The sequence below is a fragment of the Paeniglutamicibacter selenitireducens genome, assembly GCF_051550675.1.
Lineage (GTDB): Bacteria > Actinomycetota > Actinomycetes > Actinomycetales > Micrococcaceae > Paeniglutamicibacter.
The window spans coordinates 25,378-49,493 of record NZ_JBPULF010000015.1 but is presented as its reverse complement, the minus strand read 5'-3'; the positions used below and the strand labels follow the sequence as shown (position 1 = coordinate 49,493).

Sequence of the window (24,116 nt, the reverse complement as noted above, 5' to 3'; positions counted from 1 at the left end):
TCCCTCCGGAATCCTTCGCATCCATCCCCCGCCGCCACCCTTTCGGGCTGCGCTGCGGTGTCCGGCGCGAGAAACAACTCTACGCCCCTTTGCCCCGGAAGTCCAAACAGCCACCTTCCACGCAAATCCGCACCGAGGTTCCCCGGACTGCCGCGGAATTCCGCCCCTTCGAGGGTCCAGGAAGTGGCAACTTGGCCGAAAACCGTTTCTGTGAACTGGCTCACCATTAACTGTGTGGTGGCTGCCGCCGCTTGCGCGAGGCTCAGGCCCCGTCTTCGAACCCTTCGGCCTGCACCAGGCAAATGGTGTCGGGGTCCTCCGTGGAATAGTGCCCCAGCGGATCGGCGTACTCGACCCATGTACCTGTGGGCTCGAGGTACTCGAAACGGTACTTGGCGCCGAGCCCGACTCCCGGAACGAAGATCTCCCACACCCAGCTGTTGCCGAGCCTCCGCATGGCATGGCTGGATCCGTTCCAGATGTTGAAGTCTCCGCACACCCTGACGGCACTCACGTCTTCGCAGTGGACCACAAATCCCGTGCCTTCAACTTCGCCCATCGGGGACGTGTAGTGCTGAAGGTGTGCGCCAAGCAAGTGCTGCTTGATGTCCAGGCCACCGGTGCGCAGTCGGTACAGCTCAAGTTCGCCGAGTCTTGGCGCGTGTCGGTACGGATCGTCAAGGGTGGTTGTGGACCCGTCCTTCTCCAACCTTTGGATCCGGTAGTCCGGGACCCGGCCGATCTCCTTGGATTCAAGCAACCCGACCCAAATGTCCCCCAGTTCACGGTGCAGGGGAACAACGCCCGCGGCACTGAGCACGTTCACGCCGTCCACTGCGCGTTGCAGTGTCCTCACTCCTACATGACCCACCAGGTTCAGGTGCGGACCAAGCACCGCATGGGGCGCTCGGTACTCCCCGCGGTCGACGGCTTCGAGCACGGGAAGCTGGACATGCAGTGGAGCACCCAGCGATTCGTCGAGTCGGTGCGGCGCATAGTCATCGGATTCGATCTGCGACTGCCTCATGGCAACAACCCCCGCTCCGTTTGCTGGCTCCACCGACCAAACCTGCGCAACGTCGGTGGTGCGCATCTGAACTGACCAAAGCATTCGTTCGGCTCGCCACCCACGCTACCGAGAATCGTAGCGCGTGGGAATAGTGCTTAAACGGGAGTGGTTCCCGGATCCTCGGCGGATCCGGGAACCACTCCCGTTCGTTCAATGCACCCGCGCCTCGGCACGGGCAAGCCGGCTGTTTAGGCGCTGCGCTTGCGGGACACCTCGTAGAGCGTGATACCCACGGCCATCGAGGCGTTCAGCGACTCCATGCCGGAGTTGATCGGGATCGACACGATCGAATCGCAGTTTTCGCGGACGAGGCGGGAGAGCCCCTTGCCCTCGGAACCAACCACGATGCACAGCGGCTCGGTGGCCAGGCCGAGGTCGGGCAGCGAAACGTCGCCGTCGCCGTCCAGGCCGATCACGAAGACGCCGGCGTCCTTCATGCCCTTGAGCGTGGAGGTCAGGTTCGGCGCGCGGGTCACGGGAACGCGAACCGCAGCGCCGGCGCTGGTCTTCCAGGCCGAGGCGGTCAGGCCGACGGAGCGGCGTTCCGGAACGATCACGCTGTGGGCGTTGAAGGCCGAGGCCGAGCGGATGATCGCGCCGAGGTTTCGCGGGTCGGTGATGCCGTCGAGCGCAACGAACAGCGGGGCCTCCTTGATGTGGCCCTTGTTGTACTTGGCGATGGTCGCCTTGACGGTCTCCAGCGCATCCTTGTAGTCGTACGGCGGGATCTGCAGGACGAGGCCCTGGTGGATGGCCTCGTCGGTCATGCGGTCCAGTTCGGCCTTGCCGGTTTCCAGCACGGGGATGCCGCGTTCGGCGGCGATCTTCAGGGATTCGCGGACGCGCTCGTCCATCTCGATGCGCACGGCAAGGTACAGGGCCTTGGCCGGGATGCCGGCGCGCAGCGACTCGACGACCGAGTTGCGGCCGGTGACGAGCTCTTCGCTGCCCTTGGCACGGCCGGTGCTGCGGCCGCGGGTTGCGGAGCCGCCCTTGGCCTGCGCACGCTTGGCTGCGGAACGCTCGGCGAGCTCCTTGTTCTTGAAGGCCTTGTGGTACGGACGGTCCTCGGCCTTGGGCGTCGGGCCCTTGCCTTCGAGGGCCTTGCGGCCGTATCCGCCGGTTCCGACGGAGGGGCCCTTCTTGCTCTTGCGTACGGCGCCGGAGCGCTTCTGTGCAGCAGACATGATGGTGAATTCCTTGGGTCGGGGCGGATTGCACGGCGATTTCACGCGCCGCCTACCTATTTTAGCGACACGTTGCGCAAAAACACTGCGCTTTGTGGGCGAACTTACCCTTTGAGGCTCCAGCGGGCGCCGTCCGCGGAATCCTCCACGACGATCCCGGCGGCCGCCAGGGTGTCGCGGATGGCGTCCGACCGTGCCCAGTCCTTGGCCTCGCGTGCCGCCGCGCGGTCAGCGAGCTGCGCGGCGACCAGGACATCCAGTGCCGCGCCCTGTGCGGCGTCGGCGGCGGAGCCCTGCTCGATGGTGTCGTCCAGGCCCAACGTGTAGGTCATGGCCATGACCTGCTGCATCGCCTGGTCGGCGGCCTCCAGGTCCCCGGCGGCCAGCGCGGTGTTGCCGCGGCGGACCGTCTCGTGCAGCGCGGCCAGGGCCTGCGGCACGTTCAGGTCGTCGTTCATTGCCGACTCGAAGGCCTCGGTGACCTCGAAGTGGTGCATGTCGATCGAGAAGTCGTCGTTCGGGCCGACGCCGTGGATGCGGGCCAGGGCATTGGCGACGAACCCGTCGATGCGCTCCACCGCGGCGCCTGCCTCCGCGAGGGACTCCGGGCGGTAGTCAAGCTGGGAGCGGTAGTGTGCCTGGCCCAGGAAGTAGCGGACCACGCGCGGGGTGGCGAGCTCCAGCATCTCCGCCGGGGAAATGGTGTTGCCGATGGACTTGGACATCTTTTCGCCCTGGTAGGTGACCATGCCGTTGTGCATCCAGAAGTTCGCGAAGTCGTGGCCCGCGGCCATCGACTGTGCCATCTCGTTCTCGTGGTGCGGGAAGCGCAGGTCAAGGCCGCCGCCGTGGATGTCGAAGGCGGTGCCGAGGTACTTGGTGACCATGGCGGAGCATTCCAGGTGCCAGCCCGGGCGCCCGGTGCCCCAGGGACTCGGCCAGGACGCGGTTTCCGGGTCGGTGGACTTGTGGCCCTTCCAGAGGGCGAAGTCGCGCGGGTCGCGCTTGCCGCGCGGGTCGGCGTCCGGGGCGCCCTGCATGTCGTCGACGTTCTGGTGCGTCAGCGAGCCGTAGGCGGCGAAGGAGCGCACGTCGAAGTAGACGTCTCCGGAGCCGTCGAGCGCCGGGTAGGCGTGGCCGCGTTCGATCAGCGTACCGATCAGCTGGTGCATCTCGGTGATGTGCCCGGTGGCGCGGGGCTCGTAGGTCGGCCGGCGCACACCCAGGGTGTCGTAGGCGGAGGCGAACTCCTGCTCGAAGCGGTAGGCCAGCGCGAACCAGGGTTCGTTGGCGAAGTAGTCCTCGTCGCCCTCGAAGTCCTCGCCGAAGGAAGCGGCGGACTTCTCCAGGATCTTGTCGTCGATGTCCGTCACGTTGCGGACCACGGTGACCTCGAAGCCGCGGTTCTCCAGCCAGCGGGTGAGGATGTCGAAGGCGATGGCGCTGCGCACGTGCCCCACGTGCGGCATGCCCTGCACCGTGGCACCGCAGTAGTACAGCCCGACCTTGCCCTCGATCAGGGGGACGAAGTCCCGGGTGGTTGCCTGCTTGGTGTCATAAAAACGGATGCTCACCACCCAAGGTTATCCGAGGCCGCGCGGATTCACTGGCGGTCCGGCAACGGGGCTCAGCGTGTTACGGAGTAGACCAGGGCCGTGGCGTAGGCGGTCAGCCCGTCCCCCGTGCCCTCGTAGCCCAGGCCGTCCGAGGTCGTGGCCGTGACGGTGACGGGTGCACCGGCCGCCTTGCTGAGCACGGCGTCGGCCTCCAGGCGGCGGGCGGCGAATTTGGGGCGGCGGCCCACGAACTGCACTGCCACGTTGCCGATCTCGAAGCCGGCCTCGCGCACCAGGCGTGCGGCCTCGGCCAGCAGCGTGGTTCCCGAAGCACCGGCGTACTCGGGGCGGTCGGTCCCGAAGTGCGTGCCCAGGTCGCCGATCCCGGCGGCGGAGAAGAGCGCATCGCAGGCCGCGTGTGCCACGGCATCGCCGTCGGAGTGCCCCGACAGTCCCTGGACGCCCGGGAAGTGCAGGCCGGCCAGCCACATGTCGCGGGGTTCGGAGGCATCGGCAACGGCATGGACGTCGATTCCGATCCCGGTGCGCGGAATGGGCATGGGGGCGGCCTCCCGCGTCGGCAGGTCTTCCGGCATCTGGTCGGGCTGGTTCACGGTGGAGCCTTCCTCGTTGCTCTGGCCCAGCAACGACCGGGCCAGGAGCAGGTCCATGGGTGTGGTGATTTTCAGGGCCTCCGGCGCTCCGGGCACGGTGTCCACGCGTTCGCCGAGGCGTTCCATCAGCATCGCGTCGTCGGTGATCCCTTCGGCGCGGGCGGCGTCCCACCCGTCGACCTGGGCATGGGCGGCGATCAGCGTCGCGGCGTGGAATCCCTGCGGGGTCTGGACCGCACGCAGGGATTCGCGGGCGGGCGTCCCCGTGACGTGGGGTCGTTCGGCACCGGCGTCGAGGGAGACGGACTTGATGGTGTCCACGACGGGCAACACCGGGATGACGGCCGTTGCTCCGCCGGCAAGTGCCGCCGCCACGGAGTCGAAGACCTCCGGAGGAGTAAGGCACCGTGCGGAGTCGTGGATCAACACGTGTTCGATGCCGGGGCCAAGCACCGAAAGCCCGGCGCGCACCGAGTCGTTGCGGGTGCTTCCCCCGGTGACGGTTTTGGGTTTCAGCGCATGCCCGGCGCAGAGCGCCGCCAGTTCCTGTTCCCCCGCCGGCAGGACGACGACGACCTCGCCGACGCACTTCGTCCGGGCGATCCGGTCAAGCGCGTGTTCCAGCAGCGGACGGCCATCCAAGGGAACGAGGGCCTTGGGCATCCCGTATCCCAGCCGGGTTCCGGATCCTGCTGCCACGACGATGACGGCCGTGTGTAGGGCCGTTGGGGGGTTCTGCGGGTTTTCTGCACTCACCACTCCAGCCTAGCCGTGATGCTCCGCTCGCCACGTGAGGCTCGGGCCCTGCCGCAATATGCCGAAGGGGTCCGAAACACCATGTGGTGTTGCGGACCCCTTCGGGATCAAACAATTCGAACCGTGCGGTTGCTACGAGGCAAGAACCTCGTCGAGCACGCTTTCGGCCTTGTCTTCGTCTAGCTTCTTGGCCAGCGCAAGTTCGCTGATCAGGATCTGGCGGGCCTTCGACAGCATGCGCTTCTCGCCGGCGGAAAGGCCTCGATCGTGGTCGCGGCGCCAGAGGTCTCGTACAACCTCGGCAACCTTGATGACGTCACCCGAAGCAAGCTTCTCCAGGTTCGCCTTGTAACGGCGGGACCAGTTGGTGGGTTCCTCCGTAAACTCGGCTCGGAGCACGTCGAAGACGTGGTCCAATCCTTCTTGGCCAACTACATCGCGCACGCCGACAAGATCGACATTTTCTGCCGGAACCTCGATCGTCAGATCGCCTTGGGCAACCTTAAGCTTGAGATACATCTTCTCTTCGCCCTTGATGGTGCGCATCTTGATCTCTTCGATCATTGCTGCACCGTGGTGCGGGTAGACAACTGTCTCGCCAACCTCAAAAACCATGTGGATAAACCCCTTTCCCACTTACCAGTTTATCACGGGAATTGCGGAAAATGGTCAGGCGGACTCCCCTACTCCCTAGTAATGGCGCGGATTTGGCCCTTCCCAAGCGGGGAAACTAGTGCTATGCAAACCGCCGATTTCCGGGTGTTTTCCAGCCGTGATCAGCGCCTTGATGACGCATGGATCTGGGGCCAAATCATGCATTCCGGGGAAAAGCGATTAGGCTAGGAGGGAGAGTGGCTTCCTCGGGTGCATCCTGTGTGCCCAATAGCTCACCCGAACTCGAAACTGATTGAGGAGTTTGTGCCGTGATGACCGCACAGAAAAACCGTGGACGCCGCGCCGTTGCGGCAGCTGCCCTGGCCATGTTGGCCCTTGGCGTTACCAGCTGTGGCGCCATCAACGAACAGGCAACGACCTTCCAGTACGCAGCTTCCGACGGCATCGTCCTGAACGTTGCGGATCTCGAAGTACGCAACCTGCTGATTGTCACCAAGAGCGCCACCGACGAGGCCCGCCTGCTGGGCTCGCTCGTGAACAACACCGCCACCGACCAGACCCTGGACCTGAAGCTCTCAACCGGCTCGGTTACCGTCAAGGTCCCGGCGAAGTCCGTTGTCGGACTTGAAAAGGAAGAGAACAAGACCCTCCTTCCCGCGACCGGCGTCATGCCGGGCGAGCAGGCAGACGCAACGCTCAGCGTCGCCGGCAACTCGGACGAGGTGCGCATCCCGGTTGTCGATGGCACCCTGAAGGAATACCGCGAATTCGTTCCGGGCGGCTTCGACGAGAGCAGCATCTCGCACCTGACCCCGTCGCCGAAGTCCGAAGAGCACCACTAACCACTTCGGTGTCGGCCACACGGCAACTCGACGCTTGAGCAACCGGGGCGCGTATCGATCTCCACCGGGATCGGCACGCGCCCCGGTTTTTTGTTGCCGGGAATCCTCGGCGGAGCACACGGACCGGCCCCGGGGAATCGCTTCCCCGGGGCCGGTCGCCTGTATGTGGTTGCTGCGGGTGCTCCCGCGCGCGGGCAGCTAGGCCTCGAACTTGTAGCCGAGCCCGCGGACGGTCACCAGGTGCACGGGCGCCGCCGGGTCCGGTTCGATCTTTGAACGCAGGCGCTTGACGTGCACGTCCAGGGTCTTGGTGTCCCCGACGTAGTCCGATCCCCACACCCTGTCGATGAGCTGGCCGCGGGTGAGCACCCGGCCTGTGTTGCGCAGCAGCAATTCCAGGAGCTCGAACTCCTTCAGCGGCATGGAGACCGGGGTGCTTCGCACCGACACCACGTGCCGCTCGACATCCATGCGCACCGGGCCGGCGGCAACGATGTTGCTGACCAGTTCCTCGCTCTCGCCCTGCCTGCGCAGCACCGCGCGGATGCGCGCCACGAGCTCGCGTGAGGAATACGGCTTGGTGACGTAGTCGTCGGCACCGAGTTCGAGGCCGACGACCTTGTCGATCTCCGAATCCTTGGCGGTGAGCATGATGACGGGAACCTGCGAGGTGGCCCGGATCTGCCGGAACACCTCGGTGCCGGGTTGTCCCGGGAGCATCAGGTCAAGCAACACCAGGTCCGCCCCGTGCCGCTCGAACTCGGTGACGGCGCTGAGTCCGTCCTCGGCGACCCGGACCTCGAATCCTTCCTTGTCCAGCAGGTACGACAGTGGATCGGAGAGCGATTCCTCGTCCTCAACCAACAAAATACGGGTCATCCCCGTCCTCCTTCCGGCCGCGCGGTGTGCGCTTGGGCCGCGTTGTGCTTGGGGTTGTTTTCTGCGGGGGCCACCGCGTCCTGCTCCGGCGTCTCGTCCAGGATCGGCAGGCGGACGGTGAAGGTCGAACCCTGCCCGGGCTGGGACCACACGGTGATCTCGCCGCCGTGGTTTGCAACCACGTGCTTGACGATGCTCAAGCCCAACCCGGTCCCGCCGGTTTGCCGCGAACGCGCGGCGTCGATGCGGTAGAACCGCTCGAAGATTCTTTCCTGCTCGTCCGCGGAGATGCCCGGACCCTGGTCGGTGACGGAGATCTGGATCAGCCCGTCGCGGTGCCGCAGCCCCACCCCGACGGTGGTGTCCGCCGGCGAGTATCGGATGGCATTGTCGATCAGGTTGCGCAGGGCCGTCATCAGCAGGTCGCGGTCCCCGAAGACCGGCTGGTCGACGGTTCCGCCCACCATGATCTTGATGCGCTTCTCCTCGGCCGGGAGCTTGTTGCGGTCGACCGCCTCGGCCAGCACGTCGTTGATGTCGACGATTTCGCCCTGCAGCACAACATTGGTGCCCTGCAGCCGGGAAAGCTCGATGATGTCCTGGACCAGCGCCGCGAGGCGCGCGGATTCCTTGTGCAACCTGGCGGTGAATCGGCGGACCGCGACCTGGTCGTCGGCGGCGCCGTCGATGGCCTCGGCCAGCAGCGAAATGGCGCCCACCGGCGTCTTGAGTTCGTGCGACACGTTTGCCACGAAGTCGTTGCGGACTGCCTCGGTCCGGGTGATCTCGGTGCGGTCGTCGGCCAGCAGGAGGATGTATTCGTCGCCCAGCGGTGCGACGCGAACGTGCACGATCAGGCTCGAGGAGCCCATGGTCCCGCGCGGCAGCTCGAATTCCCGCTCGGCGATGACCCCGTCGGCCCGCACCTTGCGGGCCAGCAGCCGCAGTTCCTCGTGGATCAGCGTATGCCCGCGCACCAGGCCGTAGGCGTAGGAGGCGGGGTTGGCCCGGACCACCCCGTCGACCTCGTCGATGATGACGAAGGCGCGTCCGATGACCGAGAGCACGGCAGCGGAACCCTCGGGCAGGGTGGGTTCACCCACTGCGGGCAGGCCGCGCCGGCTCCGGACGGAACCGCGGTACGCCATGATGCCCACAACGCCCAGGGCCAAACCGACCAGGCCCGCAATCACGGAAAGCAAGACATCGTTCACGCTCTCTACCCTATCCGTCCCGCGCGCGGCCGAATGGGCAGAATCACTGGATGGCGAAACTCATTCACTAAACGTTCACCTTGAACCCCCACTCGGTTCATCTGGTGCTGTAAGAATGGACATGAAAAGTTCCGTGGCCCCTGCCGGCCACGGTGCCACCATCACGAAAGGACGCCCGCGTGCGTAAGGTTTTCCAGGCCGATTTGCAGCAAATCGGTGAAGAGCTCATTCAGATGTCGCAGCTTGTGGCCTCGGCCATGGAACGGGCCTACGAGTCCTTCCGCAACGCGGACATCGAATTGGCCCAGGAAGTCATCGCCGAGGACGCGAAGATCGATTTTCTGCAGACCCAGCTTGACGAGCGCGCCATCGACGTCCTGGCCCTCCAGGGTCCCGTCGCCTCCGACCTGCGCATGATCGTGGGCTCCCTACGCATGAGCGCCTCACTCGAGCGCATGGGCGACCTCGCCCGGCACGTGGCCCAGCTGGTCCGCCTGCGCTTCCCGCAGCCTGTCGTTCCGGCCTCGGTGGCACCGGTCTTCGCCGAGATGGCGGAGCTGGACATCGCCATCGCCCAGAAGCTGGGAACGCTGCTGGACACCCGCGACCTGGCCATCGCCCGCGAGATCATCGAGCTCAACGCCAGGATCAACAAGCTGCACGCCTCGATCTTCAAGGTGGTGGCAGCGGCCGACTGGAACGAGTCGGCTCCGACGACCGCCGATGTCACCCTGACCAGCCGCTACCTGGAACGCTTCGGCGACCACGGCGTCTCGGTGGCCCGCAAGGTCTCCTACCTCGTCACCGGCGAATGGGAACCGGTCAGCGAACCGTTCTAGCCACCGGCCACTGGCCACTGGCCACTGGCCACTGGCCACATACGACAAACCGCCGGTCTTGCGTGCGCCCGGGGCATTGCCCCGGGTACACCGGGCCGGCGGTTTATGTATACCGGTCGATCCGGTGGCGTGGCAGTGGCGTTGCTAACCCTCGCATTCGAGGCAGTAGCCAACGCCGTTGGCCTCTCGGGCGAGCTGCGAGCGGTGGCGGATGAGGAAGCACGACCCGCAGAGGAACTCGTCCTCCTTTTGCGGAACCACGGTGACCGTCAGCTCCTCGTTGGACAGGTCCGCACCGGGAAGTTCGACGCCGTCGGAGGTGTCGGCCTCGTCAAGGTCCGTGGCCACGCTGCGGGCGTCCGGCGCGTTGGCCGACTTGACCGCGTCGAGGGAGGCCTTGCGTGCCTCGGCGACGTCCGGGCGGACTTCATCATAGTCAGTTGCCACGAAATGCGTTCCTTACATGAGTCGGGGGTGCGTCGAGACAGCAGAGTACCGCATGAAACCGTGCGATAGCCCGCATCCGCCGAATTTATCTCTCCGCATTAACGCCCCGGCACTGCGTGCGCCGTCCTCGGCGCCTCCGGCACGGGAATTAAGCTACCTGCCGGGCGGGAACTCGTCGAGAATCCGGGCAATGTCGATACGCAAGTCAAAGCCGGCCAGCGAATAGCGCTTCAGGGCCTTGCCGTCCTCCGCCACGTCCGCCTCCCCCGAGACAAGCCCCGCCTGTTCCAACTTCGCCAGGTGCAGGTAGAGCAGCTGCCGGCTCATCGATACGCGCCTGGCCAGTTCCGAGACATGCAGCGGCCCCGCGGACAGCTCGGCCAGGATCCTCAACCGCGGTTCGCTTCCGAGCGCGGCCAGGACCGTGGCCAGGGGAACCACGGGCAGTTCACCCGGCATGCTCAGGACGGCAGGTCGTGGAGGGTCTTTTCCAGGCGCTCCAGCCGTTGGTCGATGGCCTCGAGCCGCTCCAGGTGGGCGCGTTCCCGTTCCAGGGAGGTGCCGGAGGCCCGCGGTTGGCCCCGAAGTCCCTTGGCCAGGAGGACGGCACCGACGGCCAGCCCGGCGAGGGCGAGAAGGACAAGGAACATGATGAAGTACCAGCCGGCCAGCATTACTCGGCCACCCCCTGGAAGGTTCGTTCGATGTTGCCCAAGCGGCGTTCGATGGACTCCGTGCGCCGGGCAATCTCCTCCCGCAGCTGCGCATCCTCGCCACTGTCGGCGGGCCGCCTGGTGCCGCGTGCCAACCTGGCGATGGCCAGCAGCAGCACTGCGAGAAGGGCTGCGACGAACAGGATTCCCAGCACTGTCGCGGCGATTTCGTAGCCGTTGGGCTGCAACGGGTTCCCCGCTGCTTCCTCGGCAAGCAACGTCAGGTGTTTCATCGGCTTCTCCCTGGTCCGGCGCTGTGGCGCTGTGTGAACCCACCATGTCACCTGCAACAAAAACATTCCAGGTGACGCGCCGTCCCGGGAAACACCGAAGGGCCTGCACCTTCCCGACGCGGGAAAATGCAGGCCCTTCTCTCCCCGCCGCTGCGGGGACGGGCAAACCCTAGTGGCGGCCCTGGTTTGCGACGGCCTTGATGGCGTCGGCGGCGGCCGCCGCGTCAAGGTACTTGCCGCCCGGAGTGACCGGGGTGAAGTCCTCGTTCAGTTCGTACACCAGCGGGATGCCGGTCGGGATGTTCAGACCCGCAATGTCCTCGTCGCTGATGCCGTCGAGGTGCTTGACCAGTGCGCGCAGCGAGTTGCCGTGCGCGGTGACCAAGACGGTCTTGCCGGCGGCCAGGTCCGGCTTGATGTCGCCTTCCCAGTACGGGAGCATGCGCTCGAGGACGTCCTTGAGGCACTCGGTGCGCGGGGCTGCGTCGCCGAGGTCCGCGTAGCGCGGGTCGTTGATCTGGCTGAACTCCGAGTCGTCGGAAAGCGCCGGCGGCGGGGTGTCGTAGCTGCGGCGCCATTCCATGAACTGCTCCTCGCCGTACTCGGCCAGGGTCTGTGCCTTGTCCTTGCCCTGAAGCGCGCCGTAGTGGCGCTCGTTCAGGCGCCAGCTGCGCTTGACCGGGATCCAGCTCAGGTCCGCGGATTCGAGGGCCAGGTTGGCGGTGATGATGGCACGCTTCAGCAGCGAGGTGTGCAGCACCTCCGGGGCCAGGCCGGCCTCGGTGAGCAGCTCGCCGCCGCGGGTGGCCTCGGCACGGCCCTGCTCGGTGAGCGTGACGTCGTACCAACCGGTGAACAGGTTCTTTTCGTTCCACTCGCTTTGCCCGTGGCGAAGCAGGATCAGTGTGTAAGTCATGACCCCATTCTATCGAGGGTGAAGTGCCTTACTTTGCTTCGTGACTCCTAGGCGTCGCGGTGTCGGACACTTTAGGATTAAATCAATGGTTCAGAAAGCGACTCGGCTCGGCGGACGGTCGCGAACCGGTCGTCCCTTGGGCCATGCCACCCGCGGCACCACAAACCCCAACCGGATGCGCCGCGTCGACCGCTGGATGACCGGCACCCAGGGCTGGCGGCTGCGCCCCGACGTCACGGGTGCCCCGCCCATAGCCGTCGACCTCGGGTTCGGCGCATCCCCCGCCACCGCCGTCGAATTCTTCGAACGCGTGCGCACGGTTGCCCCGCAGGCACGGGTGTACGGCATCGAGATCGAGCCCGAACGTGTGGCCCGCGGCACCGCCCTGGGGCTCGACGGCTTGGAGTTCCTGCTGGGCGGCTTCGAGGTCCCCGTCCCCTCCCCCGCCGCCGTAATCCGCGCGTTCAACGTGCTGCGCCAGTACGACGAGGCCGACGTCGCGGGCATCTGGGACACCATGTGCTCGCGGCTCACCGAGCACGGCGTGCTCATCGAGGGCACGTGCGACGAGATCGGCCGGCGCAGTTCCTGGGTTGCCGTGACCAAGGCAGGCCCCCAGTCGCTGAGCATCTCCCTGCGCTTCGGCGCCTTCACGCTTCCCTCCGACGTCGCGGAGCGGCTGCCCAAGGCGTTGATCCACCGCAACATCGAGGGCGAACGGATCCACGACTTCCTCCGGGCCGCGGACGCGGCCTGGCTGGCGGCGGCCCCGCTGGCGTCGTTCGGCAACAAGCAGCGTTTCGTGGCCATGTGCCGTGCACTGCGCGAGGGCGGCTGGCCCATCTGCGATTCCGCTTCCCGCTGGCGCCTGGGCGAAATGACGGTGCGCTGGGAGGCCGTGGCACCGCGCACGGGCCCGCTCGCCGTCGCCGGCTGAAACGCGCCGGCCCGGGCACACCGATCGCCTTTCGGAGGGCAGCCCCGCGGCATGGCGGCACAAAAAATCGCGGCGGCAAACCCCCGTCGCCGGGAATGCGCCACCGCGATCGAGCGCCCGCGGTGCGCGGGCACGCTGCGTCTAGTACGGGTAGTAGCCGCCCTTGCCGGAAACCGCGGGCTTCACGTCAGCCAGGTACACGCAGGCGATGCAGGCGCCGATGAGCTGGAAGACGCCGCCACCGCCGTTGGAGAGCGCTGTCAGGCCGCAGACAAGCACCGCGGCACCGGTCATCGCCATCCAGAACGGCTTGGTCCGCTTGCCTTCGCGCAGGAAGTTCTCGGCGGGGCGGCGCACCGCATCGGCCAGGGCCATGATCGCAATGACCGCCGCGACGATGCTGAGCGCCTTCATCAGGTAGAACTCAAACATTAGGGCAAAAACCATGGCTTCAGCTTAGCCGCACGAAGCCCGCCCATGCCGCAATCGGGCACGACGAGTTACCCGTGCCGGGTTCAGGAAGCGGCGAGGGCCTGTTCCAGGTCACGGTGGAGGTCCTCGACGTTCTCGATTCCAACGCTCAGGCGCACCAGGTTCTCCGGCACCGATTCCGGCTCGCCGGCATGCCGGCGGCGGCGCTCGGCCAGGGACTCGACGCCGCCCAGGCTCGTCGCGGGGATCCACAGGCGCAGCTTCGCGAGCATCGCGTCGGCCGCTTCGGCACCGCCGGCCACCTCGATGCACAGGATGGATCCGAATCCGTCCATCTGCTGCGCGGCGCGCGCGTGCCCGGGGTCCCCGGGCAGGCCCGGGTAGCGCACCCGGGAGATGGCCGGGTGCTTCTCCAGGCGCTGCGCCAGCTCGCGGGCGTTGGCCTCGGCCTTCTCCAGGCGCAGGGACATGGTCCGGATGCCGCGCAGCGTCAGCCAGGCCTCGAACGGCCCGGGGATCGCGCCGTGCAGGGTGCGCATGCCGTGCAGCCTGGCGTGCAGTTCCGGGTTCCGGGTCACCACGGCACCGAGCACCACGTCCGAGTGCCCGCCCATGTACTTGGTGGCCGAATGCACCACCACGTCAGCGCCGAGCTGCAGCGGACGCTGGAGCAGCGGGGTGGAGAAGGTGTTGTCCACGACGGTGAGCACGCCCGCGGCACGGGCTGCCTGCAGCAGCGCGGGAAGGTCGGCGACCTCCAGCATGGGGTTGGTCGGGGATTCGAGCCAGGCCAGGTCCGCCCCGTCGAATGCCCGGACCGCAGCCTCGGTGTCCGCCAGGTCGACGCGGCGCACCGTCAGCCCGAGGGTCTTCTCCAGTTCCGCGACAAGGGCGAGGGAGCCGTTGTAGGCGTGGTTCGGGATCACGAGCGAGCCGCCTGCCGGAAGCAGCGACAGGCCAGCAGCAACCGCCGCCATGCCCGAGGCGTAGGCCAGGGCCGGAAGCTCGCTGTCCTCGAGCTGTGCGATCGTCGCCTCCAGCGGGTCCCACGTCGGGTTCGTGAAACGCCCGTAGACCTTTTCGCCCGCGCCCGAGGCCCCCAGCGAATAGAAGGTCGAGGACAGCACGATGGGCGGGTTCACCGGCTGGTCGGTGGCGTGCGGCGGGCGCCCGGCAGACACCACGATGGTGTCCGGGGCCCAGGGGGTCTTATCGCTGGAAGTCATGTTTTCACGTTACTCCGGGCCGGACCCCCGTCCCCAGCTGGATGACGAAACGCCGCCGGGCTGTGACACGGCGGGAGCGCACCGGCCCGGTGCTCCCGGCACGCGGGGGCCGCCCCGCGCACCATCGAAAAGCGGCGCCGGACCCCAAGGGCGATAGGCTAGGACGGTGAGTTCTACGCAGCAGAATCCTAGATCAGCAGGCCGCTTCATCGTCTTCGAAGGCGGTGACGGCGCCGGGAAATCGACCCAGGCCGCCCTGCTGAGCGAGGAGCTGCGCAAAAACGGCCACACCGTGCTGCAAACCCGCGAGCCGGGCGGCACCCAGATCGGGGAAAAGCTGCGTTCACTGGTGCTTGACCACGGGCAGGGCACCGTCGACGCACGCACCGAGGCGCTGATGTACGCCGCGGCCCGCGCCGCCCACGTCGAACAGGTCATCCGCCCGGCACTGGCCGCCGGCACCATGGTGGTCTGCGACAGGTTCGTCGATTCCTCCCTGGCCTACCAGGGCGTCGGCCGGGCACTGGGCGAGGACGCCGTGCGCTCGATCAACGACTTCGCCACCGGCGGCCTGGCCCCGGACCTGACGGTGCTGCTGGACGTGGCCCCGGCCGCGGGCCGCTCGCGCCGCACCACCGGCGTCGACGGGGCACCGGTGGCCGAGGACCGCCTGGAATCGGAACCGGACGAGTTCCACGCCCGGATCCGCGACGCCTTCCTGCTCTTCGCGCAGCGGGCCCCGCAGCGCTACCTGGTGCTCGATGCGACGGGCACCGTCGACGATCTTGCCGCGGCCGTCAGCGGCGCCGTTGCAGCCCTCCCCGAAACGCCCGGGCGCGCGTCGTGAGCGTCTGGGACGACCTGCCGGGCCAGGAAAAGACCGTCGCGGCGCTCTCCCGCGCGGTGGCGGAGGGCAGCCCGTCGCACGCCTGGCTGTTCACCGGCCCTCCCGGTTCCGGGCGCTCGAACGCGGCCCGGGCCTTCGCAGCCGCCCTGCAATGCACGGTCCCCGACCCGGCGCTGCGTGGTTGCGGGAAGTGCAAGGCCTGCGTGACGGTGCTGGCCGGCACCCACCCGGATGTCGCGTTGATCGCCACCGAGAAGGTCAACTACCAGATCGAGGACGTCCGCGAACTGATCACCAAGGCCCAGGACCGGCCCTCCACCGCCCCGTGGCGCGTGATCATCGTCGAGGACGCGGACCGGATGACCGAGCGCACCACCAACGTGCTGCTCAAGTCCATCGAGGAGCCACCCCCGCACACCATCTGGATCCTGTGCGCGCCATCCCCCGCCGACGTACTGGTGACGATCCGGTCGCGTTGCCGCTCGGTCTCGCTTTCGGTTCCCACCCGGGCGTCGGTTGCCGAGCTGCTGGTCCGCCGCGACGGGCTCTCCGAGGCCCAGGCGGACTTCGCGGCCCGCATCTCCCAGTCCCACATCGGGATCGCCCGCCGCCTGGCCCGCGACGAGGAAGCCCGCCGCCGCCGGGACCGCACCGTGCGCCTGCCGCTGCGGCTTCGAGGGGTTTCCGATGCCGTCATGGCCGCCGCCGAACTCGTCGACCTGTCCACCGCGGAAGCCACCGCTGCGTCCACCGAACGCGCCGAGGCTGAAGCCGCGGCCCTGCGCACGACGCTCGGGATGGACGCCGACGCCCCGATTCCACCCCAGCAACGCGGCCAGTTCAAGGCCCTTGAGGAAAACGCGAAGCGCCGGGCCCGCCGGTCCACCCATGACGCGCTTGACCGTTCGCTGATCGACCTCACCACGTTCTTCCGCGACGTGCTGATGCTGCAGCTGCGCACCGGCACCGAGCTGGTCAACGACTACCTCGCCGACGACCTGCGGTCCTACGCCGCCGCGTCCCGACCCGAGGCGACGGTGGCCAAGATCGATGCCATCGCCGAGGCCCGCACGCGCATCGGCGCCAACGTGGCGCCGCTGTTGGCCCTCGAAGCCATGATGGTCGCCCTGCGGCCCGCCAAGTAACCGAATATTCAGCCCCACCAGGCTAAGGAGCCAGCATGAGAGCCTTCAGACGGCCAGTGTCCGTGATTGCAGCATTGGGCGCCGCGGCCCTGCTGCTGACCTCGTGCAGTCCTGCCACCACGGCGGACCCGACGACGGGTGTGCAAAGCGGCACGGGTTCCGCCACGGCGCCGACCCGGCCTGCGCAGGCCGCCGTCCCCGCCGGGCTCGAGGAGTTCTACACGCAGAAGCCGGACTGGTCCACATGCGGCCAGGGCCTCGAGTGCACCACCATCAAGGTGCCCATGGACTATTCCAAGCCCGACGGCGAGACCATGACCCTTGCCCTGAACCGGCGTGCGGGCCAGAAGGCGCAGGGCTCGCTGCTGGTCAACCCCGGCGGGCCCGGCGGATCCGGCATCGAGATCGTCAGGGATTCGATCCCCAGCCTCTTCGGGCAGGACCTGCAGCGCAGCTTCGACGTCATCGGGTTCGACCCGCGCGGAGTGGGTGCTTCGACGCCTGTCACGTGCGAGACGGCGAAGGAGCAGGATGCCAGCCGCCAGGAGCAGTACGACACCAGCACCGACGAGGGTTTGGCCATCATGCGCAAGTCCAGCGCCGAGTATGCCGCGCTGTGCGCCAAGCGCACCGGGCCGTCGCTCGGCTTCGTGGACACCGACTCCGCGGCACGGGACATGGACGTCATGCGCGCAGTCCTCGGTGACAAGCAGCTGAACTACCTCGGCTACTCGTACGGCACCTCGCTCGGCGCCCACTACGCGCAGCTCTTCCCGCAGAACGTCGGCCGGCTGGTGCTCGACGGCGCCATGGACCCCACGCTGACCAACGAGGAACTCACCATGGGCCAGGCCCTCGGCTTCGAGAACGAGATCCGCGCCTTCATGCAGGACTGCCTCGATTCCGGAAACTGCCCCTTCACCGGCACCCTGGAGGAGGCCCTGACGCAGCTGCGCGACCTGTTCGCCTCGGTGGAGCGCACCCCGATGCTGGCCAGCGACGGCCGCCGCGTGCCGATCATCGACTTCGTCAACGGGTTCATCGTCCCGCTCTACGCCAATTCCCTGTGGCCGGCCCTGACCGAGGGGCTGCGCAACGCGATTGCCGGGGACGTCGACGACATCCAGTTCTTTGCCGACATCACGGCCGGCCGCGAGGAGGACGGCAGCTACACCGGCAACAGCAACGCCGCGTTCACCGCGATCAACTGCCTGGACCACCCCATGAACCCAGACATCGCCGCGATGCGGGCCGACGAAAAGGCCCTTGTCGCCGCGGCCCCCACCATCGGCAAGTACCTGGCCTACGGGGCCGTGGGGTGCCAGGACTGGAAGTACCCGCCCAAGGGGAAGCCCGGCGAAATCAAGGCCGCCGGCGCCGCCCCGATCGTCGTGATCGGCACCACCGGCGACCCCGCAACCCCCTACCAGTGGGCGCAGGCCCTTGCCGCGCAGCTCGAGTCCGCCGTGATGGTGACCTTCCAAGGACACGGCCACACGGCCTACGGGCGCTCGAACAAGTGCATTTCCGACGCCGTGGAATCGTACTTCATCGACGGCACGGTTCCCGCCGACGGGCTCACCTGCTAGCCCCTCGGGACCGGGCACCAGGGGCGGGTCGGCACGTCGTTTTGACCGCTGCCGATTCGCTCCTATAAAGTGGTCACTTGTGGCGGTAAAACGCCACGGTGCCTCCTTAGCTCAGTTGGTAGAGCGTTTCACTCGTAATGAAAAGGTCGCCAGTTCGATTCTGGCAGGAGGCTCTGATTCACCCCCGGCTTTCCGGGGGTTTTTCATTTTAACGCCGCACCGGGCCCGACGCCCGCGCCCCGGCTTTCGGCGAGCGTGGCCGACGGTTGCAGCAGGCCGGTCCGGCCCGGGACAAAGGAGCCGCATGACAGACCTATCGATGCCGGAGCAGCACATCCCGCCCGCGTTGGCGCGGTTCCTGTCCCGTGCGCCGTTGCCGAAGGGGCTGCGCATCACCGGTTGCGTGCCCGATCCGCATCCGGAGGCCCGCGCCTATGCGGGTTGCAGCTTCCGGCTGGGTGGCGACCCGGGCACCAGGTTGAACGTGGTGTTCCGTTCCGCGAAGGTCACCCCCACCAAGGCCGGCCTGTTCGTCACGCTATGGCTGCGCGACGCGAAGGGCACCACCCGCCCCTACACCCCTGAGGACGACGTGGACGAGTTCTGGATTCTTGCCGAAACCGGCGGCGGAACCGGGTATTTCAAGTTTCCCGCCGGCGCGCTGGCCACGCACGGGATCCTGGGCACCGACGCTCAACCCGGCAAGCGCGGCTTCCGCCTCTACACCCCGTGGGACACCGACCTCAATGCCGGCGCCACCAAGGCCTGGGCCTGGCAACGCGGGTTCTTCACAGCGCCCAGCCGACAGGTGCCAAGCCGATAGGCTTTTTCCATGGAGAAACTTTCGCTGCAGTCCGAGAACCTTGAACTCGTCCCGCCGGTGGCCGGTGACATCGACGCGATCTTCGCCGCCTGCCAGGATCCCGAGACGCAGAACTGGGTGCCGATCCCGGTCCCCTACCTGCGCGAGCACGCTGTCGAGTACGCCACGACGCACACCGATACGACGTGGGACGCCGGAACCGAGTTCACCTGGACCATTCGCACCGCCGGCACCCTGGCCGGAGTGGTGGGCCTGTACCGCGTCGGCAACGGCTCGGCAGACCTGGGTTTCTGGATGGATCCCGCGTTCCGGGGCAAGGGTTTGCTGACCGAGGCATGCAACACCGTCCTGGAATTCGCCCTTGCACCGGCACCCGACGGCCTGGCGTTGGCCCGCATCGGCTGGAACGCCTACGCGGGGAACTTCGGTTCGGCGCGCGTGGCCCAGAAACTGGGGTTCCGCTTTGAGGGCACCGCCCGCCTGGGTGCGGCCCTGCGCGGGGAACTGCGCGACGACTGGGCCGGCAGCCTCCTGGCCACCGATGACCGCAGCGTGCAGCAGTGGTCGATCCTGGCCTGAGCATTCCCCTCCGCCGGACCACCCGGCCTTAAACGGCTGTGGGGACCCGGTTCAACGGGTCCCCACAGCCACTCGGTGTCCTCCCCGCCTCGGCAGGGAGGACACCCACGGGATTAGGCGAAGTCGCTCACGGCCGGGTCGGCGCTGATGCGGCCCTCGAGGCCACGGTCCAGGCCGTTGATCGCCGCAAGGTCCTCGGCATCCAGGCGGACCGCGAGGCCTTCGAAGTTCTCGACGATGCGCGACGGGGTGACGGACTTCGGGATCACCACGTTGCCGAGCTCCAGGTGCCAGGCGATGACGACCTGGGCCGTGCTGGCGTTGTGCTTTTCGGCGATGGAAACCAGAACCGGGTCGTTGAGCAGTTCGCTGCCCTGACCCAGCGGCGACCACGACTGGTGCTTGATGCCCTTGGACGCCTCGAACTCGCGCAGTTCGGCCTGCGGGAAGTACGGGTGGGTTTCCACCTGGTTGATGACCGGGAGCACGCCGGTGGCTTCCTCGAGTTCGGCGAGCGCCTCGATGGTGAAGTTGCAGACGCCGATCGACTTCACGCGGCCGGACTTCTGCAGCTCGATCAGCGCACGCCAGGTGTCAACGTACTTGCCCTGCTTGGGCTGCAGCCAGTGGATCAGGTACAGGTCCAGGTATTCAAGGCCCAGGCGCTCCATTGACGCATCGAACGCCGCAAGGGTTTCATCGAAGCCTTGGTCCGCGTTCCAGACCTTGGTGGTGATGAACATGTCCTCGCGCGGAACGTCGGTGGCGGCGAGGGCACGTCCCACGCCCTCCTCGTTGCCGTAGATCCTGGCGGTGTCGATGTGGCGGTAGCCGGCGTCGAAGGCCTGCTGGACGACGTCGGTGGCGACGGTGTCCTCGACCTTCCATACGCCGTAGCCAAGCTGCGGGATGCTGTTGCCGTCGTGGAATGTGAGCTCTGGGGAAACAAGGTTCGTCATGCCCTCATCCTGCCACCGCGAACCGTGGCCCGGGGCGCTTGCGCGTGTCGATCAGCGCTGGGCGAAATGCCGTTCCCGCGTTTCAAGGGCCGGCCGGGATCCCTCAGGGATTTCTCCGACACGGGGTGTAACACTCGGCCGGCTTCCGGACATAGAGGGAGCATGGACCACGTGACAATGCTTCCACGCCCCGGGCCGGCACCCGAAGAACGCTTCGCCGCCGTGCATGCCGCCTGCCACGACACCGTTTACCGGTACCTGGCACGACGGATCATTCCCGTCCACCTTGCCGAGGACCTCACCGGCGAGGTGTTCGTGATCGTCTGGGAGAAGGTGTTGGGCGGCGCCCAACCCGAAACGGCATACGTGGTGGCCATCGCCCGCAACCTGCTGCGCGGTGCCTACCGGGCTTCCGCCAAGGCGTCCCGGCTCAGCAAGGCCCTGGCCCATGAGCACATGCGCCCCACGGTGGAGAACCCTCAGGTGGCCCGGGCCCTGGCGAGCCTGAAGGAGCCCGCGCGGGAGCTCCTCTTGCTCACCTACTGGGATTCGTTCACGTCGGATGAGATTGCCGTCATCCTCAACAGCAGTCCCGGGGCCATCCGGGTCCGGCTGCACCGTGCGCGCAAGGCATTCGCCACGGCGCTGGCTGCCGATTCGGCTCCGCTTGCTTCCATGGGAAAGGTGGCACGACCATGACCACGCATTCGACCCGGCACCCTGTCGGGGAAGTCGATCCGCAGGCGGAGCTCCTGCTGCGCTCATCGGACCCGTTGCCCGGGGACCACGTCCGGGCGCTGGAACACAGCCGTTCACGCAGCGCCGCCATACCCTCCGGCACCTATGTCCCATCCATTTCCCAACAGGTCCTCTCCCTGGCCCCTGCGCCCGCGGGCAACGCCCGGGTTCCGGGCCGCTTGGCGCATGGAGCCCCGACGCGACGTCGCTGGGGCGTGTTCCTGGCCGTCGTCTCCTCGGCGGCAATCGTTGCGGTCATCGCGGTCCTCCTACCGTGGGGCAGTGGCCGGCTGCCGGTTGCCCCGCAGCCGGCAGCCCCCGCGACGGCTGTGGCCCCCTCCCCGTCCGACGGCGGGTTCAATCCCAACTACCCGGACCAGCGGGAAGCTTTCCGGGAATCCGGCGGCTACCGCATCACCGGCTGGTTGCGCCCCGCGCTTCCAACCGACCCCGCGGAGCTGCGTCGTACCGGCTGGCTGCTGAACGTCTACACCGTGGCGGGCAGCGACGAAACCATCGACACCGCCGACGGGCCATGGACCCCCATCGACCTCGGTGGCCGCGACACCTCCCTGCTGGCCCGGAACCAGGAAGCTGGCACCCTGGTGGTTGTCGCAAGCAGGCAGCCCGACCTGAAGCTGGTTGTCCCCGTCCCGGGGCCCTACGGGATCTTGGTCTCGGACCCCGTGAGGCTGGCCTCGGGGACCGTTGACGACGCCACGAGCCTGATGACCCTGGAGGGCGACTACCTGCAGATCCCGGATGTCCGGCTCAACGGCGCCCGGCTCTCCCAGTTCGCCGCCTTTGGGATGGCCCACACCTACACCGGGACACCCGGGGGGTCCACCACGGGGTTCAAGGCGTCGGGGTTCCATTCCTACACGGATCCGGAGGCCCGCTCGTGCATCGCCGCCGTGACGAAATCCGGAATCAAGATCCTGTCCTTCCCCGCGGGATCCACCGCCTCGGGATCCATCGAAGGCGAGCCGCTTCCCGATGAACCGATGGCCAGGCACTCCCTGCGGGTCATGCCGCAGGGCGCCCAGCTCTCCGAGGGGGATGGCGGCTCGACGTTCATCCTGGACACCGGGGCCACTCCGGCCACCACGTTCACGGCATGGCCGACGGCAGAGACCGGCACCTGCGGCGACCACAGCGGACAGATCGTGAAATTCAAGGACGACGGGCAGTAGTTGACGGGACCCACGGACAAGGGGTGGTTGGCCGGAAGGATCCGGCCAACCACCCCTCACGCTTTTGCGGTGTGCAGCACCTAGCGGTGCTTGGCCATTTCTGCCTCTGCGGCGGAGATGCCCTCTGCCACCAGGTCGGCGCGCATTGCCACGTTCTCCAGCCCGGCCGAGGCGTAGCCCCAGCGTTCACCGTCCATCCGCGACATCGCGGCGACCTGCGCGGTGGTGGCCAGGTCGTTTGCTGCCTTGGAGAGCATGCGGTGCACCGCGTAGAGCTCATGCGGAACGTTCTCGCCGGTGCTGGGGTTCTTAGCCTGGGCTTCGACGCAGAGCGCGCGGACCCGGGATTGCAGGTCGGCCAGGTGGTTGGCGATCAGGATCAGGGCGTTGTGCAGCTCATCGTCCTCGATCCCCTCAAGGACCTGGTGCACGCGGTCCAGCGACCGGCCGAAGCGGTCGTAGGCGCGTCGCCACACACCGTCGCCGAGCTCCTTGGCGTCACGGCGCGCATTGCGCGCGGTGGAGAACAGCCCCATCTGCGTGTTTACCCTTGCCTCTGCTCGGTCTCAAGGCCGTTCGCCTTGGCGGCCCGCGGGCCGCATTCGTCTGGAATATCCAGTCTAGAGGTACTGGCCGTACCCGCTGGCGCCGTCCGGGTGCTTTTTGTCCCCGGATTCCTCGGGGCCTTCCGCACCGTGCAGGCCGGCGGGTCCCATGCGTTCGGGCTCGCCTTGCTCGTTGATGATGATGCCCGGTGCAACCTGGGTGCCCGGTGGCAGCTGGCGCAGCGCCATGCGCTGGGCCAACTGCTGATTGGCAAGCTGCTGTGCCGCCATGGCTGCCTGCAATCCGTGGAAGACCCCCTCGAGCCAACCAACCAATTGGGCCTGGGCCACGCGCAGCTCCGCGGTGGTCGGTGTTTCGCCCTCCCCGAAGGGAAGGCGGATCCGGTGCAGTTCGGCGGCCAGTTCCGGGGACAGCCCCGCTTCGAGCTCGTGCACGGAGCGTTCGTGGATGTCCGCCATCCGGGCACGGGCCTGCTCGTCCAGGGGTGCGGAACGGACCTCGTCCAACAGCTGTTTGATCATCCCGCCGATGCGCATGAGTTTCGCTGGTTCACCCACGCCAACGATCTTCTGCCCGTCGTGTTCCGGCCCCACGGCGGAAACCGGTTTGGCTCCAGGAACGGGGCCGCCCACCGGTGCGTGCCCCAGTGGCGCGGGCCTGGCCTCCGGAGGGCCGCTGTGCTGGCCCGCGGCGAAACCGGGCACCGACGGCCACGGGGTGGAGCCGGGTGTCGGCGCGTTGGTTGCCTCTGGCTCTTCCTGGATCTGTGCGCTGTGCTCGGTCATGGCACCATCTTGCCACGGGCGGCCTACCGCCGGGAGGGCGAGCCCCCAGCGGTTTTCCCTTGCCGGTCCCTCCGGCTGGTGTCCCACGTGGGCCAACGGCGGGCCTTCGAACAGTGTTCGAAGGCCCGCCGTTGACCCACCATGCGGTTTGCCGACAACTACCGGGACTAGCAGCAGCGTCCCTGCGGGTTCTTGTCCTGCCAGTCGGCGTAGTCACGCCAGAACTCGCGTTCCCCCATGGGTTGCACACCGGGGTGGGTGCGCGCTTGGTGTTCGAGGTAGACACGGTACTTGTCGGCCCCCAGCACCCCCTCCAGGTAGCGCACGAGGGACCGGGCACCCCGCCAGGCGGCCGTGCAGGCGCGCGCCGCCACTGGGCGCCACGCGCCCGGAACCGATTCCCGGAGGGGGCCCAT

Annotated in this window: 28 protein-coding genes and 1 tRNA gene; 11 read left to right on the top strand and 18 right to left on the bottom strand. The window is 67.4% G+C overall.

Features of this window, described 5'->3' with window-relative positions:
• Nucleotides 1-262 precede the first annotated feature (262 nt).
• The 5 genes from ACSYDW_RS18665 to ACSYDW_RS18645 form a co-directional block, all read right to left on the bottom strand.
• Nucleotides 263-1,027 carry a GlgB N-terminal domain-containing protein gene (locus tag ACSYDW_RS18665; protein ID WP_438340235.1) on the bottom strand — a complete coding sequence of 255 codons (765 nt, stop codon included), beginning with the start codon at nt 1,025-1,027 and terminating at the stop codon, nt 263-265.
• A gap of 230 nt (nt 1,028-1,257) precedes the next feature.
• Complete coding sequence (rlmB, locus tag ACSYDW_RS18660) at nt 1,258-2,256, bottom strand: 23S rRNA (guanosine(2251)-2'-O)-methyltransferase RlmB (protein WP_438340234.1); 999 nt, start codon at nt 2,254-2,256, stop codon at nt 1,258-1,260.
• A gap of 104 nt (nt 2,257-2,360) precedes the next feature.
• Entirely contained in the window at nt 2,361-3,830 is a 1,470-nt protein-coding gene (cysS, locus tag ACSYDW_RS18655; protein ID WP_438340233.1) for a cysteine--tRNA ligase, read from the bottom strand.
• A gap of 53 nt (nt 3,831-3,883) precedes the next feature.
• Nucleotides 3,884-5,182 (bottom strand): 2-C-methyl-D-erythritol 4-phosphate cytidylyltransferase, encoded by a 1,299-nt coding sequence (ispD, locus tag ACSYDW_RS18650; RefSeq protein ID WP_438340232.1) that lies wholly within the window; start codon nt 5,180-5,182, stop codon nt 3,884-3,886.
• A gap of 132 nt (nt 5,183-5,314) precedes the next feature.
• Entirely contained in the window at nt 5,315-5,797 is a 483-nt protein-coding gene (locus ACSYDW_RS18645) for a CarD family transcriptional regulator (protein WP_438340231.1), read from the bottom strand.
• Nucleotides 5,798-6,108: 311 nt separating this feature from the next.
• Between ACSYDW_RS18645 and ACSYDW_RS18640 the strand changes: the two genes are divergently transcribed.
• Nucleotides 6,109-6,639: a hypothetical protein gene (locus ACSYDW_RS18640; RefSeq protein ID WP_438340230.1), complete on the top strand. Its 531-nt coding sequence runs from the start codon at nt 6,109-6,111 to the stop codon at nt 6,637-6,639.
• A gap of 198 nt (nt 6,640-6,837) precedes the next feature.
• Here the strand turns inward: ACSYDW_RS18640 and ACSYDW_RS18635 are convergent, their stop codons facing one another.
• On the bottom strand, nt 6,838-7,518 hold the full coding sequence (locus ACSYDW_RS18635; RefSeq protein WP_438340229.1) for a winged helix-turn-helix domain-containing protein: 681 nt from the start codon (nt 7,516-7,518) through the stop codon (nt 6,838-6,840).
• Nucleotides 7,515-8,732, bottom strand: a complete 1,218-nt coding sequence (locus tag ACSYDW_RS18630; protein WP_438340228.1) for a sensor histidine kinase — start codon at nt 8,730-8,732, stop codon at nt 7,515-7,517. Before ACSYDW_RS18630 ends, ACSYDW_RS18635 begins: the two co-directional genes overlap by 4 nt.
• Nucleotides 8,733-8,911: 179 nt before the next feature.
• Between ACSYDW_RS18630 and phoU the strand changes: the two genes are divergently transcribed.
• Nucleotides 8,912-9,571 (top strand): phosphate signaling complex protein PhoU, encoded by a 660-nt coding sequence (gene phoU, locus ACSYDW_RS18625; protein WP_438340227.1) that lies wholly within the window; start codon nt 8,912-8,914, stop codon nt 9,569-9,571.
• A 144-nt stretch (nt 9,572-9,715) separates the two neighbouring features.
• Here phoU and ACSYDW_RS18620 read toward each other — a convergent pair whose 3' ends face one another.
• The 5 genes from ACSYDW_RS18620 to ACSYDW_RS18600 form a co-directional block, all read right to left on the bottom strand.
• Complete coding sequence (locus ACSYDW_RS18620) at nt 9,716-10,018, bottom strand: DUF4193 domain-containing protein (RefSeq protein ID WP_438340226.1); 303 nt, start codon at nt 10,016-10,018, stop codon at nt 9,716-9,718.
• 153 nt (nt 10,019-10,171) lie between these two features.
• Nucleotides 10,172-10,477, bottom strand: a complete 306-nt coding sequence (locus ACSYDW_RS18615) for an ArsR/SmtB family transcription factor (protein WP_438340225.1) — start codon at nt 10,475-10,477, stop codon at nt 10,172-10,174.
• 2 nt (nt 10,478-10,479) lie between these two features.
• The gene (locus ACSYDW_RS18610; protein WP_438340224.1) at nt 10,480-10,692 is read right to left on the bottom strand and encodes a hypothetical protein; all 213 of its coding nucleotides are present in this window, start codon (nt 10,690-10,692) and stop codon (nt 10,480-10,482) included.
• Complete coding sequence (locus ACSYDW_RS18605; RefSeq protein ID WP_438340223.1) at nt 10,692-10,964, bottom strand: hypothetical protein; 273 nt, start codon at nt 10,962-10,964, stop codon at nt 10,692-10,694. Before ACSYDW_RS18605 ends, ACSYDW_RS18610 begins: the two co-directional genes overlap by 1 nt.
• Nucleotides 10,965-11,133: 169 nt before the next feature.
• The gene (locus ACSYDW_RS18600; protein WP_438340222.1) at nt 11,134-11,880 is read right to left on the bottom strand and encodes a phosphoglyceromutase; all 747 of its coding nucleotides are present in this window, start codon (nt 11,878-11,880) and stop codon (nt 11,134-11,136) included.
• Nucleotides 11,881-11,965: 85 nt separating this feature from the next.
• On the opposite strand from ACSYDW_RS18600, the gene ACSYDW_RS18595 reads away from it, so the two are divergent.
• Nucleotides 11,966-12,817 (top strand): class I SAM-dependent methyltransferase, encoded by an 852-nt coding sequence (locus ACSYDW_RS18595; protein WP_438340221.1) that lies wholly within the window; start codon nt 11,966-11,968, stop codon nt 12,815-12,817.
• A gap of 141 nt (nt 12,818-12,958) precedes the next feature.
• Here ACSYDW_RS18595 and ACSYDW_RS18590 read toward each other — a convergent pair whose 3' ends face one another.
• Together ACSYDW_RS18590 and ACSYDW_RS18585 are read right to left on the bottom strand one after the other, a co-directional pair.
• Complete coding sequence (locus ACSYDW_RS18590) at nt 12,959-13,264, bottom strand: DUF2516 family protein (protein WP_438340220.1); 306 nt, start codon at nt 13,262-13,264, stop codon at nt 12,959-12,961.
• A 68-nt stretch (nt 13,265-13,332) separates the two neighbouring features.
• Complete coding sequence (locus ACSYDW_RS18585; protein WP_438340219.1) at nt 13,333-14,475, bottom strand: trans-sulfuration enzyme family protein; 1,143 nt, start codon at nt 14,473-14,475, stop codon at nt 13,333-13,335.
• 166 nt (nt 14,476-14,641) lie between these two features.
• On the opposite strand from ACSYDW_RS18585, the gene tmk reads away from it, so the two are divergent.
• From tmk to ACSYDW_RS18555, 6 genes are all read left to right on the top strand, one after another.
• Entirely contained in the window at nt 14,642-15,322 is a 681-nt protein-coding gene (gene tmk, locus ACSYDW_RS18580; protein ID WP_438340218.1) for a dTMP kinase, read from the top strand.
• Entirely contained in the window at nt 15,319-16,467 is a 1,149-nt protein-coding gene (locus tag ACSYDW_RS18575) for a DNA polymerase III subunit delta' (protein ID WP_438340217.1), read from the top strand. The genes tmk and ACSYDW_RS18575 overlap by 4 nt, the downstream gene beginning before the upstream one ends.
• 35 nt (nt 16,468-16,502) lie before the next feature.
• Entirely contained in the window at nt 16,503-18,056 is a 1,554-nt protein-coding gene (locus ACSYDW_RS18570) for an alpha/beta hydrolase (RefSeq protein WP_438340216.1), read from the top strand.
• Nucleotides 18,057-18,156: 100 nt separating this feature from the next.
• A tRNA-Thr gene (locus ACSYDW_RS18565) sits at nt 18,157-18,229 on the top strand.
• A gap of 131 nt (nt 18,230-18,360) precedes the next feature.
• Nucleotides 18,361-18,879 (top strand): MepB family protein, encoded by a 519-nt coding sequence (locus ACSYDW_RS18560; RefSeq protein ID WP_438340215.1) that lies wholly within the window; start codon nt 18,361-18,363, stop codon nt 18,877-18,879.
• A 9-nt stretch (nt 18,880-18,888) separates the two neighbouring features.
• A complete protein-coding gene (locus tag ACSYDW_RS18555; protein ID WP_438340214.1) occupies nt 18,889-19,458 on the top strand; it encodes a GNAT family N-acetyltransferase in 570 nt (189 codons plus the stop codon).
• Between the two features lie 113 nt (nt 19,459-19,571).
• Here ACSYDW_RS18555 and ACSYDW_RS18550 read toward each other — a convergent pair whose 3' ends face one another.
• The gene (locus ACSYDW_RS18550) at nt 19,572-20,417 is read right to left on the bottom strand and encodes an aldo/keto reductase (protein WP_438340213.1); all 846 of its coding nucleotides are present in this window, start codon (nt 20,415-20,417) and stop codon (nt 19,572-19,574) included.
• Nucleotides 20,418-20,594: 177 nt separating this feature from the next.
• On the opposite strand from ACSYDW_RS18550, the gene ACSYDW_RS18545 reads away from it, so the two are divergent.
• Entirely contained in the window at nt 20,595-21,116 is a 522-nt protein-coding gene (locus ACSYDW_RS18545) for an RNA polymerase sigma factor (protein WP_438340236.1), read from the top strand.
• A complete protein-coding gene (locus tag ACSYDW_RS18540) occupies nt 21,113-22,348 on the top strand; it encodes a hypothetical protein (RefSeq protein WP_438340212.1) in 1,236 nt (411 codons plus the stop codon). Before ACSYDW_RS18545 ends, ACSYDW_RS18540 begins: the two co-directional genes overlap by 4 nt.
• An 80-nt stretch (nt 22,349-22,428) precedes the next feature.
• Here the strand turns inward: ACSYDW_RS18540 and ACSYDW_RS18535 are convergent, their stop codons facing one another.
• The 3 genes from ACSYDW_RS18535 to ACSYDW_RS18525 all read right to left on the bottom strand — a co-directional run bounded on the left by ACSYDW_RS18535 (nt 22,429) and on the right by ACSYDW_RS18525 (nt 24,116).
• Entirely contained in the window at nt 22,429-22,884 is a 456-nt protein-coding gene (locus ACSYDW_RS18535; protein WP_438340211.1) for a hypothetical protein, read from the bottom strand.
• Between the two features lie 84 nt (nt 22,885-22,968).
• Nucleotides 22,969-23,700, bottom strand: a complete 732-nt coding sequence (locus ACSYDW_RS18530; RefSeq protein WP_438340210.1) for a proteasome activator — start codon at nt 23,698-23,700, stop codon at nt 22,969-22,971.
• 167 nt (nt 23,701-23,867) lie between these two features.
• Nucleotides 23,868-24,116: a YbdD/YjiX family protein gene (locus ACSYDW_RS18525; RefSeq protein WP_438340209.1), complete on the bottom strand. Its 249-nt coding sequence runs from the start codon at nt 24,114-24,116 to the stop codon at nt 23,868-23,870.

Coding starts and splice junctions, on each gene's coding strand:
- ACSYDW_RS18535 (WP_438340211.1), bottom strand. CDS start 22,884: ATGGGGCTGTTCTCCACCGCGCGCAATGCGCGCCGTGACGCCAAGGAG.
- ACSYDW_RS18640 (WP_438340230.1), top strand. CDS start 6,109: ATGACCGCACAGAAAAACCGTGGACGCCGCGCCGTTGCGGCAGCTGCC.
- ACSYDW_RS18550 (WP_438340213.1), bottom strand. CDS start 20,417: ATGACGAACCTTGTTTCCCCAGAGCTCACATTCCACGACGGCAACAGC.
- ACSYDW_RS18610 (WP_438340224.1), bottom strand. CDS start 10,692: ATGCTGGCCGGCTGGTACTTCATCATGTTCCTTGTCCTTCTCGCCCTC.
- ACSYDW_RS18585 (WP_438340219.1), bottom strand. CDS start 14,475: ATGACTTCCAGCGATAAGACCCCCTGGGCCCCGGACACCATCGTGGTG.
- ACSYDW_RS18595 (WP_438340221.1), top strand. CDS start 11,966: ATGGTTCAGAAAGCGACTCGGCTCGGCGGACGGTCGCGAACCGGTCGT.
- ACSYDW_RS18645 (WP_438340231.1), bottom strand. CDS start 5,797: ATGGTTTTTGAGGTTGGCGAGACAGTTGTCTACCCGCACCACGGTGCA.
- ACSYDW_RS18530 (WP_438340210.1), bottom strand. CDS start 23,700: ATGACCGAGCACAGCGCACAGATCCAGGAAGAGCCAGAGGCAACCAAC.
- ACSYDW_RS18635 (WP_438340229.1), bottom strand. CDS start 7,518: ATGACCCGTATTTTGTTGGTTGAGGACGAGGAATCGCTCTCCGATCCA.
- ACSYDW_RS18540 (WP_438340212.1), top strand. CDS start 21,113: ATGACCACGCATTCGACCCGGCACCCTGTCGGGGAAGTCGATCCGCAG.
- ACSYDW_RS18570 (WP_438340216.1), top strand. CDS start 16,503: ATGAGAGCCTTCAGACGGCCAGTGTCCGTGATTGCAGCATTGGGCGCC.
- rlmB (WP_438340234.1), bottom strand. CDS start 2,256: ATGTCTGCTGCACAGAAGCGCTCCGGCGCCGTACGCAAGAGCAAGAAG.
- ACSYDW_RS18600 (WP_438340222.1), bottom strand. CDS start 11,880: ATGACTTACACACTGATCCTGCTTCGCCACGGGCAAAGCGAGTGGAAC.
- ACSYDW_RS18665 (WP_438340235.1), bottom strand. CDS start 1,027: ATGAGGCAGTCGCAGATCGAATCCGATGACTATGCGCCGCACCGACTC.
- ACSYDW_RS18615 (WP_438340225.1), bottom strand. CDS start 10,477: ATGCCGGGTGAACTGCCCGTGGTTCCCCTGGCCACGGTCCTGGCCGCG.
- ACSYDW_RS18545 (WP_438340236.1), top strand. CDS start 20,595: ATGCTTCCACGCCCCGGGCCGGCACCCGAAGAACGCTTCGCCGCCGTG.
- ACSYDW_RS18560 (WP_438340215.1), top strand. CDS start 18,361: ATGACAGACCTATCGATGCCGGAGCAGCACATCCCGCCCGCGTTGGCG.
- ACSYDW_RS18555 (WP_438340214.1), top strand. CDS start 18,889: ATGGAGAAACTTTCGCTGCAGTCCGAGAACCTTGAACTCGTCCCGCCG.
- ACSYDW_RS18525 (WP_438340209.1), bottom strand. CDS start 24,116: ATGGGCCCCCTCCGGGAATCGGTTCCGGGCGCGTGGCGCCCAGTGGCG.
- ACSYDW_RS18605 (WP_438340223.1), bottom strand. CDS start 10,964: ATGAAACACCTGACGTTGCTTGCCGAGGAAGCAGCGGGGAACCCGTTG.
- ACSYDW_RS18590 (WP_438340220.1), bottom strand. CDS start 13,264: ATGGTTTTTGCCCTAATGTTTGAGTTCTACCTGATGAAGGCGCTCAGC.